Annotated in this window: 15 protein-coding genes; 5 read left to right on the forward strand and 10 right to left on the reverse strand. The window is 71.3% G+C overall.

Translation table 11 applies throughout. From position 1 onward, the window contains the following. Positions 1-8: 8 nt before the first annotated feature. Genes FBY41_RS17645 through FBY41_RS17685 form a run of 9 tightly spaced genes read right to left on the reverse strand, consistent with a single transcriptional unit; the run spans position 9 to position 8,171 of the window. Positions 9-341 carry a metal-sulfur cluster assembly factor gene (locus FBY41_RS17645; protein ID WP_141845573.1) on the reverse strand — a complete coding sequence of 111 codons (333 nt, stop codon included), beginning with the start codon at positions 339-341 and terminating at the stop codon, positions 9-11. Continuing rightward, positions 338-826, reverse strand: coding sequence for a Fe-S cluster assembly sulfur transfer protein SufU (sufU, locus tag FBY41_RS17650; protein WP_141845574.1), 489 nt, complete (start codon positions 824-826; stop codon positions 338-340). The genes FBY41_RS17645 and sufU overlap by 4 nt, the downstream gene beginning before the upstream one ends. Then, on the reverse strand, positions 826-2,133 hold the full coding sequence (locus tag FBY41_RS17655) for a SufS family cysteine desulfurase (protein WP_141845575.1): 1,308 nt from the start codon (positions 2,131-2,133) through the stop codon (positions 826-828). Before FBY41_RS17655 ends, sufU begins: the two co-directional genes overlap by 1 nt. A gap of 13 nt (positions 2,134-2,146) precedes the next feature. Further along, positions 2,147-2,923 carry a Fe-S cluster assembly ATPase SufC gene (gene sufC, locus FBY41_RS17660; RefSeq protein WP_141845576.1) on the reverse strand — a complete coding sequence of 259 codons (777 nt, stop codon included), beginning with the start codon at positions 2,921-2,923 and terminating at the stop codon, positions 2,147-2,149. 3 nt (positions 2,924-2,926) lie between these two features. Continuing rightward, on the reverse strand, positions 2,927-4,186 hold the full coding sequence (sufD, locus tag FBY41_RS17665) for a Fe-S cluster assembly protein SufD (RefSeq protein WP_141845577.1): 1,260 nt from the start codon (positions 4,184-4,186) through the stop codon (positions 2,927-2,929). Then, entirely contained in the window at positions 4,186-5,607 is a 1,422-nt protein-coding gene (gene sufB, locus FBY41_RS17670; RefSeq protein WP_141845578.1) for a Fe-S cluster assembly protein SufB, read from the reverse strand. Before sufB ends, sufD begins: the two co-directional genes overlap by 1 nt. Next, positions 5,604-6,503 carry a helix-turn-helix transcriptional regulator gene (locus tag FBY41_RS17675; protein ID WP_260439875.1) on the reverse strand — a complete coding sequence of 300 codons (900 nt, stop codon included), beginning with the start codon at positions 6,501-6,503 and terminating at the stop codon, positions 5,604-5,606. Before FBY41_RS17675 ends, sufB begins: the two co-directional genes overlap by 4 nt. Positions 6,504-6,540: 37 nt before the next feature. Continuing rightward, entirely contained in the window at positions 6,541-7,509 is a 969-nt protein-coding gene (locus FBY41_RS17680) for a CDP-alcohol phosphatidyltransferase family protein (protein WP_141845579.1), read from the reverse strand. Then, positions 7,506-8,171 carry a phosphatidylserine decarboxylase gene (locus FBY41_RS17685; protein WP_141845580.1) on the reverse strand — a complete coding sequence of 222 codons (666 nt, stop codon included), beginning with the start codon at positions 8,169-8,171 and terminating at the stop codon, positions 7,506-7,508. The genes FBY41_RS17680 and FBY41_RS17685 overlap by 4 nt, the downstream gene beginning before the upstream one ends. A gap of 116 nt (positions 8,172-8,287) precedes the next feature. On the opposite strand from FBY41_RS17685, the gene FBY41_RS17690 reads away from it, so the two are divergent. The 5 genes from FBY41_RS17690 to FBY41_RS17710 all read left to right on the forward strand — a co-directional run bounded on the left by FBY41_RS17690 (position 8,288) and on the right by FBY41_RS17710 (position 12,350). Beyond that, positions 8,288-8,998, forward strand: coding sequence for an ABC transporter ATP-binding protein (locus FBY41_RS17690; protein ID WP_141845581.1), 711 nt, complete (start codon positions 8,288-8,290; stop codon positions 8,996-8,998). Next, positions 8,995-9,765 (forward strand): ABC transporter permease, encoded by a 771-nt coding sequence (locus tag FBY41_RS17695; protein WP_141845582.1) that lies wholly within the window; start codon positions 8,995-8,997, stop codon positions 9,763-9,765. The genes FBY41_RS17690 and FBY41_RS17695 overlap by 4 nt, the downstream gene beginning before the upstream one ends. A 61-nt stretch (positions 9,766-9,826) precedes the next feature. Further along, positions 9,827-10,309 carry a DUF2231 domain-containing protein gene (locus tag FBY41_RS17700; protein ID WP_141845583.1) on the forward strand — a complete coding sequence of 161 codons (483 nt, stop codon included), beginning with the start codon at positions 9,827-9,829 and terminating at the stop codon, positions 10,307-10,309. A gap of 67 nt (positions 10,310-10,376) precedes the next feature. Next, positions 10,377-11,297 (forward strand): COX15/CtaA family protein, encoded by a 921-nt coding sequence (locus FBY41_RS17705; protein ID WP_141845584.1) that lies wholly within the window; start codon positions 10,377-10,379, stop codon positions 11,295-11,297. A gap of 27 nt (positions 11,298-11,324) precedes the next feature. Next, complete coding sequence (locus FBY41_RS17710; protein WP_141845585.1) at positions 11,325-12,350, forward strand: NUDIX hydrolase; 1,026 nt, start codon at positions 11,325-11,327, stop codon at positions 12,348-12,350. A 107-nt stretch (positions 12,351-12,457) separates the two neighbouring features. Here the strand turns inward: FBY41_RS17710 and FBY41_RS17715 are convergent, their stop codons facing one another. Continuing rightward, positions 12,458-13,420: a heme o synthase gene (locus FBY41_RS17715; RefSeq protein ID WP_375869884.1), complete on the reverse strand. Its 963-nt coding sequence runs from the start codon at positions 13,418-13,420 to the stop codon at positions 12,458-12,460. Positions 13,421-13,521: the final 101 nt, after the last annotated feature.

Consider the following 13,521-nt stretch of genomic DNA (forward strand, 5'->3'; position numbering starts at 1 on the left):
AAGCCGGCTCAGAGGTTGAAGCCGAGGGCGCGCAGCTGGTCGCGGCCGTCCTCGGTGATCTTGTCGGGGCCCCACGGCGGCATCCACACCCAGTTGATGCGGTGGGAGGCGACGAGACCCTCGAGGGCCTGGGCCGCCTGGTCCTCGATGACGTCGGTGAGCGGGCAGGCCGCCGACGTCAGGGTCATGTCGATGACGGCGTGCGACTGGCTGTCGACGGTGACGCCGTAGATGAGGCCGAGATCGACGACGTTGATGCCGAGCTCTGGGTCGACGACGTCGCGCAGGGCTTCCTCGATGTCGGCGACGTTGGTCGGGGACTGCTGGCTCGTCTGGCTCATGACGAGACTCCTTGTCTGGGGGTCGAATCGGTGGTCGTCGTGCTGATGTCGACGCCGCTGCGGGCGAGGGCGTCGGTGAACGCGGTCCAGCCGAGCAGAGCGCACTTGACGCGGGCGGGGTACTTCGAGACGCCGGAGAGGGCCACCCCGTCGCCGAGGACGGTCTCGTCTCCTGGGACCTTGCCCCGCGAGGTGAGCATGTCGCGCATGGCCGCGAAGGTCTCGAGGGCCTCGCCCACCGAGTGGCCGATGACCTCGTCGGCGAGCACCGAGGCGCTGGCGACGGAGATCGAGCAGCCCTGTGCCGCATAGGAGACGTCGCGGACGACGGCGTCGTCACCTGTGCCGGTCAGCTCGACGCGGAGGGTGACCTCGTCGCCGCACGTCGGGTTGATGTGGTGCACCTCGGCGTCGAACGGCTCGCGGAGGCCGGCGTGGTGCGGCCGCTTGGAGTGCTCGAGGATGAGCTCCTGGTAGAGGTCCATCAGCTGGCCGCCCTCTCGAGGTCGAGACCGAAGACCACGGGCACCCGGTCGAGCGCCTCGACGAGGGCGTCGACCTCGGCCGGCGTGTTGTAGACGGCGAACGAGGCACGCGTCGTGGCTGCGACGCCGACAGCACGGTGCAGCGGCCACGCGCAGTGGTGACCGACCCGCACGGCGACGCCGGCGTCGTCGAGGACCTGGCCGACGTCGTGCGCGTGCACCCCGTCGACGACGAAGGCCACGGCTCCACCGCGGAGCTGACCTGCTGCGGGCCCGACGGTGCGCACCCACGGCCGCTCGGCGAGCGCCGCGAGGAGGCGCGCCACGAGGGCGGCCTCGTGGGCGTGGACACGCTCGATGCCCACGGCCTCGATCCAGCGGACCGCAGCCGCCAGACCGACCGCCTGGGCGGCGTTGGGCACGCCGGCCTCGAACTTCTGGGGGGCGGGGGCATAGGTCGAGCGCTCCATCGTCACGAGCTCGATCATCGAGCCGCCCGTGAGGAAGGGCGGCATGGCCTCGAGCAGCTCGGCCCGGCCCCAGAGCACTCCGACACCCATCGGGCCGTACATCTTGTGGCCACTGAAGGCGATGAAGTCAGCGCCGAGCGTCGCGACGTCGACCGGCAGGTGCGGCACCGACTGGCAGGCGTCGACGACGACGAGGGCTCCCACGGCGTGCGCCCGGGCAGCAAGCTCGGTGACAGGGTTGACCGTGCCGAGCACATTGGAGACGTGGGTGACGGCGAAGATCTTCGTGCGCTCGGTCAGCAGGTCGTCGAGACCGCTGAGGTCGAGCGCGCCGGCGGCGTCGACGGGGATCCAGCGCAGCGTGGCGCCCGTTCGGCGAGCCAGCTCCTGCCACGGCACGAGGTTGGCGTGGTGCTCCATCTCGGTCACGAGGATCTCGTCACCCGGGCCCAGCACGAAGCGCTCGTCCTTGGGTCCGCCGGTCGGCGACGCGTTGGAGAAGGCGTAGGCCACGAGGTTGATCGCCTCGGTGGCGTTCTTCGTGAAGACGACCTCGTCCGCCGAGGCCCCGACGAACGAGGCGATCGTCGCTCGAGCGGCCTCGAAGTCGTCGGTCGCCTCCTCGGCCAGCTGGTGTGCGCCACGGTGGACCGCCGCGTTGTGCTGCTCGTAGAAGGCCCGCTCGGCGTCGAGCACCGCGACCGGCTTGTGCGAGGTGGCCCCGGAGTCCAGGTAGACGAGGGGCCGGCCGTCGCGCACGGTGCGCGTCAGGATCGGGAACTCGCCGCGCAGTGCGGTGAGCTCCTGATCCGTGAACGACGCTGTCGCAGAAGTCATCTCGGGGCGTTCCTCAGGCCTGGACAGCCGGGACGGTCGCGTAGCGGTCGTAGCCCTCTTCCTCGAGGCGGTCGGCCAGCTCGGGGCCACCCTCCTCGACGATCTTGCCGTCGACGAACACGTGCACGAAGTCGGGCTTGATGTAGCGCAGGATCCGCGTGTAGTGGGTGATGAGGAGCACGCCGAGCCCGCTCGCGTCCTTGGCGCGGTTGACGCCCTCGGACACGATCTTGAGGGCGTCGACGTCGAGGCCGGAGTCGGTCTCGTCGAGGATCGCGATCTTCGGCTGGAGCAGCTCCATCTGGAGGATCTCGTGACGCTTCTTCTCGCCACCGGAGAAGCCCTCGTTGACGCTGCGCTCGGCGAACGCCGGGTCCATCTTGAGGTTGCCCATGGCCGTCTTGACGTCCTTGACCCACGTGCGCAGCTTCGGGGCCTCGCCGTCGACGGCGGTCTTGGCGGTGCGCAGGAAGTTGCTGACCGTGACGCCGGGGACCTCGACGGGGTACTGCATCGCGAGGAAGAGGCCGGCCCGGGCGCGCTCGTCGACGGACATCGCGAGGACGTCCTCGCCGTCGAGGGTCACGGTGCCACCGGTGACGGTGTACTTCGGGTGGCCCGCGACGCTGTAGGCGAGCGTCGACTTGCCGGAGCCGTTGGGGCCCATGATGGCGTGCGTCTCGCCCGACTTCACGGTGAGGTCGACCCCGCGCAGGATCTCCTTGGGACCGTCCTCGGTCTCGACCGAGACGGTGAGTCCCTTGATCTCAAGCGTGTGCTGGGTGCTCATCGGTCAGTTCTCCTTGCTGGCGTGCTGGCTGGGGGTCTGCTGGATGGGGGCGGCGTAGTCGGTCGTCGCGAGCTCCTCCTCGATCGCTGCGGTGATCTCGTCACGCAGGTCGGCGAGCGGGATCTCGCGGATGACGTCGACGAAGAAGCCGCGCACGACGAGGCGCTTGGCCTCGTCCTCGGGGATGCCGCGCGCCTGCAGGTAGAACAGCTGCAGGTCATCGAAGCGCCCTGTCGCAGAGGCGTGCCCGGCTCCCTCGATCTCGCCGGTCTCGATCTCGAGGTTGGGCACCGAGTCGGCGCGGGCTCCGTCGGTGAGCACGAGGTTGCGGTTGAGCTCGTAGGTGTCGGTGCCCTCGGCCTCCGCGCGGATGAGCACGTCGCCCACCCAGACCGTGCGAGCCGTCTCGCCCTGGAGAACGCCCTTGTAGGTGACGCGGCTCTTGCAGTGGGGGGCGTTGTGGTCGACGAACGAGCGGTGCTCGAGGTGCTGGCCGGCATCGGCGAAGTAGACGCCGAGCAGCGTCGCGTCGGCGCCCGGACCGGCATACCGCACGTTGGCGTTGACGCGGACGACCGCGCCGCCGAGCGTCACCGAGACGTGCGTGAAGCGCGCGTCACGGCCGACGAGGGCGTCGTGCTGCGCGAGGTGCTGGGCGTCGTCGGCCCAGCGCTGCACGGAGACCACGGTGACGTCGGACCCGTCGCCAGTGACGACGGAGAGCAGCTCGGAGACCCGGGCGCTGCCGGCGTGCTCGACGACGACGACGGCCTTGGAGAAGCGGCCGGCGCGCACCACGACGTGGGCGTGCACCGGGTCGGAGCCGGAGCCGTCGAGACGGATGCGGACCGGCTCGGTGAGCTCGGCCTCGGCGGGCACGTCGACAAGGACGGCGCCGCCGGCCGACGCAGCCGCGAGGACCGCCGCCCGGTCCTGCGGGGGCAGGATGCCGAGGTCGCGGGCCTCGCCGGCCGAGATGGTCGACGTCGTGACCCCCTCGGGCAGGCTCGTCGTCCAGTCGAGGTGCCCGGTGGCGCCCTCGGCGAGCAGGGCGGCGAGCTTCTTCACCGGGGTGAAGCGCCACTCCTCCTCGCGTCCGGACGGCAGCGGGAACGCCCCGATGTCGAAGGACGCGGCGCGCTCGGCGCGGGACTGCTGCGGGACGAATCCGGCCGCCGAGGCGGTCTGCGGGTCGACGTGCGTGGTGCGGCTGGCGTCGGTCACGGAGGCATCCGTGTCGACGAGCGTGTCGGCAACGGGCATCAGCCGACGGCTCCTTCCATCTGGAGTTCGATGAGGCGGTTGAGCTCGAGGGCGTACTCCATCGGCAGCTCACGCGCGATGGGCTCGATGAAGCCGCGCACGATCATCGCCATGGCCTCGTCCTCGGCCATGCCACGGGACATGAGGTAGAACAGCTGGTCCTCGGACACCTTGGAGACGGTGGCCTCGTGCCCCATCGAGACGTCGTCCTCGCGGATGTCGACGTAGGGGTAGGTGTCGGAGCGGCTGATCGTGTCGACGAGCAGGGCGTCACAGCGGACCGTCGAGGCGGAGTGCGAGGCGCCCTCGAGCACCTGGACGAGTCCGCGGTAGCTCGCGCGTCCACCGCCGCGGGCGACCGACTTGCTGATGATCGAGCTCTTCGTGTTCGGAGCGGCGTGCACCATCTTGGAGCCGGTGTCCTGGTGCTGGCCCTCCCCGGCGAAGGCGATCGAGAGCGTCTCGCCCTTGGCGTGCTCGCCCATGAGGAAGACGGCGGGGTACTTCATCGTCACCTTGGAGCCGATGTTGCCGTCGATCCACTCCATCGTCGCCCCGGCCTCGCACGTGGCGCGCTTGGTGACGAGGTTGTAGACGTTGTTGGACCAGTTCTGGATCGTCGTGTAGCGCACGCGGGCGTTCTTCTTGACGATGATCTCGACGACGGCCGAGTGCAGCGAGTCCGACTTGTAGATGGGCGCGGTGCAGCCCTCGACGTAGTGCACGTAGGAGCCCTCGTCGGCGATGATCAGGGTGCGCTCGAACTGGCCCATGTTCTCGGTGTTGATGCGGAAGTAGGCCTGCAGCGGGATGTCGACGTGAACGCCCTTGGGCACGTAGATGAACGAGCCACCCGACCACACCGCGGTGTTGAGCGCCGAGAACTTGTTGTCGCCGGCCGGGATCACCGTCGCGAAGTGCTCGCGGAAGATGTCCTCGTGCTCCTTGAGCGCCGTGTCGGTGTCGAGGAAGATGACGCCCTGCTGCTCGAGGTCCTCACGGATCTGGTGGTAGACGACCTCGGACTCGTACTGCGCGGCGACGCCGGAGACGAGGCGCTGCTTCTCGGCCTCGGGGATGCCGAGCCGGTCGTAGGTGTTCTTGATGTCCTCGGGCAGGTCGTCCCAGGTGGCCGCCTGCTTCTCCGTCGACTTCACGAAGTACTTGATGTTCTGGAAGTCGATGCCGGTGAGGTCGGAGCCCCACGACGGCATGGGCTTCTTGCCGAAGAGCGTGAGGCTCTTGAGCCGCAGCTTCGTCATCCACTCGGGCTCACCCTTGCGGGCCGAGATGTCGCGCACGACGTCCTCGTTGAGGCCGCGACGCGCGTTGGTGCCCGCGGCGTCGCTGTCGGCCCAGCCGTACTCGTAGGTGCCGATGCCCTTGAGTCCCGGGTTGAGCTCTTCGATGTGAGTGGTCATGAGGAACCTTCCTTGACGTGCGTGCGGTCGTTCCGTGGGGTTCGCGTCGTGGGGGTGGGTCGGTCGGTGGTGCCGGTCGTGCCAGTGGTGCCGTTGGTGTCTGTCGTGTCGGTGGTATGCCGTCCGGTGCCCACGGGTGCGTCAACACCGCTGGCGACGGGGCTCTTCCGCACCTGGCGGGTCAGGTCACCTGCCGGGACGACGGTCGGCACGAAGGTCGTGCACACGTGGTCGCCGCCCGCGAGGGTGGCGAGGCGCTGCACGTGGACGCCGAGCAGGCGCGAGAACGCGTCGGTCTCGGCCTCGCAGAAGGCGGGGAACTCGGCTGCGGCGTGCTGCACCGGGCAGTGGCCCTGGCACAGCTGCACCCCGGTCAGGCCACCGGCGCCGACGGGTCGCGCGGTGGCGGAGAAGCCGTCCTCGCTCAGGGCCTCGACGAGGGCCGCGGTGCGGGCGGCGGGGTCGGTGCCCGCGTCGGCCAGCCGGACGGCATACCGCTGCTCGAGGGTCGCGACGCGGCTCCGGGCGAAGTCGGCGACCGCGGCGGGGCCTGCGGTGGTCTCGAGGTAGCGCAGCACCTCGACGGCGAGCGAGTCGTAGTCGGCCTCGAGGGCGCCGTGCCCGGCGTCGGAGACGACGTAGGCGCGGGCGGGACGCCCGCGGCCGCGGCGCGCGGCGGTGGGCTCGTGCTCGACGACGGCGCCCTGCTCGACGAGGACGTCGAGGTGACGGCGGACGGCAGCGGGGGTCAGCTGGAGGTGACGCCCCAGCTCGGCAGCGGTGACAGGGCCGTCGGAGGAGACCATGTGCAGGACCCGGGAGCGCGTGCGCGACTCGAGCGGCGAGACGTGCTCGCCGTCCCTCGTCTCGCGCTGCGACTGCTCAGGGAAAAACACCACACCATTGTGACCTAATTACCCCGAGGACTTCTAGTCAGGGTCCCCTAACCGTGTCGTCGGCCCCCGTGGGTGCCTCGCCGGACCCGTGGGCGGAGACGTCGTCGCTGTCGTCGTCGGGGTCCATGTAGTCCGGGTCCGCCTCCGGCGGCATGATGACCGACGGCAGCCGGCGGCGCGGCGGTGCGACCGCCTCAGGCCCGAACCAGCGCCGCCGCAGCGGCGCGGTGAGCCAGCCCAGCGGGCAGGTGAGCACGTAGCCGTAGGCCACCGTGAGCGCCGTCGCGCCGGGGAAGAAGATGAGGCCGAGGACGAGCAGGATCCCGAGCGGCACCGAGATGCGAAGGTGACGCGGCGAGAGCAGGTCACGGAAGGACCGGAACCGGAACGACGTGGCCATGAGGGCAGCCGGCAGCACCCCGGCGGCGACCGGCAGCAGGGGCGCCCAGTCGTAGAGCGGGTCGCCGATCGCGAGGACGGTCGCGATGACGACGCCCGCCGCACCGGGGCTCGCGAGCCCGACGAAGTAGCGCTTGTCGGCGAGCGGGTCGATCGTGACGTTGAAGCGGGCGAGGCGGTAGGCCGCACAGGCGAGCCAGAACATCGCACCGGCCCAGGCCCACACGGGGTAGGCGGGCAGGGCCCACGTGTAGACGAGCACGGCCGGCGCGATGCCGAAGGAGATGAGGTCGGCGAGCGAGTCGAACTGCAGGCCGAAGGGGGTGATCGCCCCGACCGCGCGCGCGACGGCGCCGTCGGCGATGTCGAGCACGATCGAGACCGCGATGAGCACAGCGGCAGCGCGGTAGTGCGTCTGGAAGGAGAGCAGCACCGACGAGAACCCGCAGATCATGTTGCCGAGGGTGAAGAGGCTCGGCAGCACCGCCCGAGCGCGGACCCGAGGGTTGAGCCGGCTCCACGGCACGACGCGCGCGCCGGTGGCGGAGACGAGCTGGAAGCGGCGCCCGATGCGCTCGCGCCGGCTCGGGGTCGCGCCGCCGGTCACGACGGGTCCGTGGCCGGGAAGCGTCCGAGCACGGTCTCCCCGCCGACCGCGCGCTTGCCCTTGGTCACCTCGAGCACGACCTCCGGCGGCACGAAGACGTCCATCCGCGACCCGAACTTCATCAGGCCCATGCGCTCCCCGGTCGCGATCTCGTCGCCGGGCTCGATGCGCGTGACGATGCGCCGCGCGAGCTGGCCGACGAGCTGGCGGTAGACGACGCGGCGGGTGCGCCCGCGCACGACCTGCTCGACGATGACCTCGCTGCGCTCGTTCTTCATCGCGCTCTCGGCGCGGTACGCGGCGAGGAAGCGGCCCTGGGTGTGGGTGACGTCGACGACGCGGCCGCCGTAGGGCGAGCGGTTCATGTGCACGTCGAGGAGCGAGAGGAAGATGCTCACCTGCTGCCACTCCCCCGGCGGCGCGATGCCGGGCTGGGGTGCACCGACGTGCGTCACGATGCCGTCGGCCGGCGCGAGCACGACATCGGGGTCGGTGACCGGCGACCGGTCGGGGGTGCGGTCCGGGTCGCGGAAGAAGAGCGTCACTCCCGCGGTCAGCAGCCCCAGGGCCAGGGTCGTGCGCGGGCGTCGGGCAAGGGCGGCGACCACCGTCGGCACGGCTGCCATGACGGTGAACGGCCGAGCGGCCGGGTCGATCTTCACAGGTCGGGCTCTCCCAGTCTGGGGTCGTCGGCGGGGGCGGGGCGGCCGGGTGTCGCGGCCTCGTCTCACCCGGGCGGTCATCGGGTGTGGTGACACCGAGCCTAGACTCATCAGCCATGACCGCAGCGGTGACACTGTCCGACGTCCGTCGCCGGTTCGGAGCCGTCGACGCCCTCGACGGACTGTCCTGGACGGCCCCCTCCGGCGCCGTCACCGCGGTGCTCGGCCCCAACGGTGCCGGCAAGACGACGGCCATCGAGTGCGCGGTCGGCCTGCAGCGACCCGACTCCGGCACCGTGCGGGTGCTCGACACCGATCCGGGCACCGCAGGGCCCGACCACCGGGCCCGCGTCGGGGTGATGCTCCAGAGTGGCGGCCTGCCGAACGGCGCGAAGCCGATGCGCCTCCTCCAGCACCTGGCGCGCTTCTACGCAGAGCCCGCCGACGTCGACGCGGTCGCGGCCCGGCTCGGGGTCCCCGACTTCGCGGGCACCACGGTGCGCCGGCTCTCGGGTGGGCAGAAGCAGCGCCTCGCCCTCGCCGCCGCCCTCCTCGGCCGGCCCGAGGTGCTCTTCCTCGACGAGCCGGTGGCGGGCCTCGACCCCCACGGTCGCCTCGACGTGTGGGACCTCATCCGAGAGCTGAGAGACGAGGGCACGACCACCGTCGTGACGACGCACTCCTTCGAGGAGGCCGAGCGGCTCGCTGACCACCTCGTCATCATGAGCGCCGGGCGCACCGTCGCCGAAGGCCCCTTGGCCGACGTCGTCGGTGCCGGCTCGCTCGAGGAGCTCTACTTCAGCCTCACGCGGAAGGGGGCCGCATGACCACCGCGCCGCCCCGCCCCGCCACCCGGGCCGCGGCCCCTCGGCGGCGCGTCCTCGCCCAGGCGGGTTTCGAGACCTCGACGCTGCTGCGCAACGGCGAGCAGCTGCTCGTCTCGCTCGTGCTGCCCGCGCTCGTGCTCGTCGGCCTCCACGCCACCGGCTCCCCCTCCCTCGGGCCGGGGCGCCGCATCGACGTCGCGGTGCCCGGGGTCATCGCGCTGTGCGTGATCTCGGCCTCGTTCACGTCGCAGGCCATCTCGACGGGCTTCGACCGCCGGTATGCCGTGCTGCGCTACCTCGGCACGACGCCCCTCGGGCGGGGCGGGCTCATCGCGGCCAAGGTGCTCGCCACGCTGGCGATCGAGATCATCCAGATCGCCGTCATCGCGGTCATCGGGGTCGCCCTCGGATGGCAGCCCGACCTCGGCGGCATCCCGTATGCCGTCCTCTTCGTCATCGTGGGCACGTGGGCCTTCGTGGCCCTCGCCCTCCTGCTCGCCGGCACGCTGCGCTCCGAGGCCGTGCTCGCGCTCGCCAACCTCATCTGGGTGCTGCTGCTCGTCGGTGGTGGCGTCATCGTGCCGCGCACCGAGCTGCCCGACGGCCTGGCGAGCGTCGCGGCGCTGCTGCCGTCGGCCGGGCTCGCCGACGGGCTGCGCTCGGCCCTCGTCGACGGCACGCTGAACCTCCCCGCCCTCGGAGTCGTCGTCGTCTGGGGAGTGCTGGCGAGCGCCCTGGCTGCGCGTTTCTTCCGCTTCGACGACTGACGCTTAGGGCACACTCGGGCTGAGGGCACCCCGGCCCGCTCCCCGACCGCATGGAGGCGACGTGTTCGACTACATCTTCGGCCTGCCGATGCACGCGCTGATCATCCACGCCGTGGTCGTCCTCGTGCCGCTGTCGGCACTCGTCGCCATCGCCTTCGCGGTGCGGCCCGTGTGGCGCCACCTGCTCCGCTGGCCGGTCGCGATCGGTGGGGTCATCTCGGGGGTCACGGCCTTCGTCGCGGCCGAGAGCGGTGAGGCCCTGCAGCGGCGGGTGACGCAGGTCCGAGCCGCCACGACCGACTTCGACCTGCTGCGCGAGCACGTCGAGTGGGGCGACCGGGCGAAGATCATCTGCCTGCTCTTCATGGTGCTCTGCCTCGTGGCGGCATGGTTCCTGCGGGCGCCCGACGAGGACGAGCCGCGCCGCCGGATGCTCGAGGTGCCGCTCGCGATCCTGCTCGTCGTGTCGGCACTCGCAGCGCTCATCACCGTCGTACTGGCCGGGCACGCCGGAGCCGAGGTCACGTGGGCGGGCCTCGCCTGACCGGCCGCTGCGCTCCCGCTCGGGGGCGGGTGCCGGAGGGTCAGCCGCCAGCGCTTACGCTTCCCTCGTGTCGCTCGTCTCCTCCGTCGCCTCCCGGCTGCCTCGTGTGCCGCGCCCCTGGGCCCGCGGCATCCTCATCGCCAACCTCGTCGGCGAGATCGGGATCGTCGTCACCGGAGGCGTCGTGCGCCTCACCGGCAGCGGTCTCGGCTGCCCCACGTGGCCGGAGTGCGTGCCCGGCTCGTTCACCCCGGTGCGCACCGACGAGAGCCAGATCCACGACCTCGTGGAGTTCGGCAACCGGCTGCTGACCTTCGCCGTCGTCATCCTCGCGCTCGCAGCCCTCTACTCCGTCGTGACGGCGTGGCCCGAGCGCGGGCGGCTCCAGCTCGTCGCGGTCGGGGTCCTCGCCGGCATCCCGGCGCAGGCCATCCTCGGCGGCATCACCGTGCTGACCGGTCTCAACCCGTGGCTCGTCGCGAGCCACTTCCTCCTCTCGATGGTGCTCGTCGCACTGTCCACGGCGCTCGTGCGCGGTAGTCGCGACGACGTGTCGGGTCCGGGCGAGCTGCTCGTGCACCCCCTGGCCCGCGTCGTCGCACTCGTCACGAGCCTCGTCGGGGCCGTCGTCGTCGTGCTCGGCACGATCGTCACCGGATCGGGTCCGCACTCGGGTGACGCCGACACCCCGGCCCGCACCGGCTTCGACCCCCGCGTCGTGTCGTGGCTGCACGCCGACGCCGTCATGCTCTTCTCCGGCCTCGTCGTCGCGACCCTCGTCGCCGTGCTCATCACCGCGAAGACCGACGAGGTGCGCCGGGCCTGGTGGGCCGTCCTCGCGGTCACGCTCGCGCAGGGCGTCATCGGCTACGTGCAGTACTTCACCGCCCTGCCGATCGTCCTCGTGCTGCTCCACATGCTCGGGGCGAGCCTGCTCGTGGCCGCCCTCACCTGGGGCGTGCTCGCGACGCGGCGCCATCCCGTCTGACCCGACGGCGACCGTAGGGTGGACCGGGTGAGTGACGAGCAGCCGGCCCTCCACGATGGCGACCTGCGACTGCGGCCGTGGACCGTGGCGGACGTCGAGGCCACCCGGCTGCTGCACGACGCGGAGATCGCCCACTGGTTCGACGTCGCCGCGACGCCGCCCACGAGCGAGCACCACCGCTCCTGGGTCGAGCAGACCCACGCCGAGTGGTCGGACGCCCGCGCCAAGGTGACCTTCCTCGTCGAGTGGCGCGGCGCTCCCGCCGGCTCCGTCGACGTGCGCCGGCGCTCCGACGGTGTCGGTGTGCTCTCGTGGGTCACGTATGCCCCTTACCGCGGCAGGGGCGTCGCGTCCCGCGCCGTGCGCCTCCTCGTCGACTGGGCCTTCACGGACCTCGGCCTGCGCCGGGTCGAGGCCGAGGTCAACCCGCTCAACCGCGCCTCGCTCCGGACGGCGCTATGGGCCGGGTTGCGTCGCGAGGGGCTGCTCCGCGGCAACACGACGCTCGGCGGCGAGGTGCACGACACCGTCGTCCTCGGTCGCCTGGCCGACGACCCGGCGCCCGGCACCCGAGAGGGCTTCACGGCGATGCTCGACTCCGTGCTGCCGACCAAGCGGGTCATCGGGCAGGGACTCATCCGAGACGCGGCCGGCAACGTGCTGCTCTGCGAGCCGGTCTACAAGCGCGACTGGGACCTGCCCGGAGGCGTCGTCGACCCGGGCGAGCCGCCCCGCGACTGCGTGGCCCGCGAGATCCGTGAGGAGCTCGCCCTCGAGGTGACGGTCGGCCGCCTGCTCGCGACGAACTGGCTCGCCCCCTGGCTCGGATGGGGCGACGCGGTGCTCTTCGTCTACGAGGTCGAGACGCCGACTCCCGCGGCCCTGGCGCGCGTACGCCTCCTCGAGCGCGAGATCCGCGCCGTCCACTGGGTCGCGCCGCACGAGCTGAGCGGACGGGTCGCGCCCTACAACGAGCGGATGCTGACGAGCCTGGCCTCTGCCGGTGCCGGCCACGCGACCCTCGAGCTCGCCGACGGCCTCCCCGTGCGCTGACCCGCCGAGCCAGCCGGCCGGCATACCGCCTCGTCGAGAAGTGGGCACTCGACCGTGTGGTGGTGGGCACCCAACCAGTCGAGTGCCCACTTCTCGACAGAGCGGGCTCAGCCCAGGCCGGGGAGCGGGAGGTGCCAGATCGGGTCGAGGGCAACGCCGACGAAGAGGATCGTCAAGTAGGTGATCGAGAAGTGGAAGAGGCGCATGGGGCGCAGCGCCTCCTCGGCCACTCCGGCGCGGGCCCGCGACAGCAGGCGGTGGGCCTCAGCGAGGAAGAGCGCACCCGACACGACGGCCGCGACGGTGTAGACCCAGCCCATCGACTGCACCGGGATGAGGGCGAGCGAGGTGAGGACCATCGCCCACGAGTAGGCCACGATCTGCTTGGCCACGACGACGAAGCGCTCGACGACGGGCAGCATCGGCACGTGGGCTGTGGCGTAGTCGTCCTTGTAGCGCAGCGAGAGCGGCCAGTAGTGCGGCGGGGTCCAGAAGAAGATGACCATGAAGAGGATGAACGCCGACCAGCTGACCGAGCCGGTGACGGCCGACCACCCGATGAGCACCGGCATGCAGCCGGCCGCGCCACCCCAGACGATGTTCTGCGCCGTGCGCCGCTTGAGCAGCAGCGTGTAGCCGACGACGTAGAAGAGCAGGGCCGCGAGGGCGAGCCACGCGCTCAGCCAGTTGACGAGCACCCCGAGCCAGACGGTCGAGACGACCGCCAGCGTCACCCCGAAGAGGAGCGCTCCCCGCGGCGTCACCGTGCCGGTGACGAGGGGGCGGTTGCTCGTGCGGTGCATGACGGCGTCGATGTCGCGGTCGATGTAGCAGTTGAGGGTGTTCGCCGACCCGGCCGACAGCGTGCCCCCGACGACCGTCGCGACGACGAGCCAGAGGTCGGGCACACCCTGCTGGGCGAGGAACATGACGGGGATCGTCGTGATGAGCAGCAGCTCGATGATCCGCGGCTTCATGAGGGAGACGTACTGCCCGAGGACGAACGTGGGTCCACTGCCGTCGGGACCGTGCAGCGCCGACAGGTCGGCGCGGGGGTCCACCGTTGTCACTGAGATCCTCATCGCTGGGTTCGTCGCTCCGACGGTCGGGTACGGAGCATGGCGTCGCAAGTCTAGACCGTCACTCGCGCGGGGCTTCACTCGCTCGCCCG

This window comes from Humibacillus xanthopallidus (genome assembly GCF_006716675.1).
Lineage (GTDB): Bacteria > Actinomycetota > Actinomycetes > Actinomycetales > Dermatophilaceae > Humibacillus > Humibacillus xanthopallidus_B.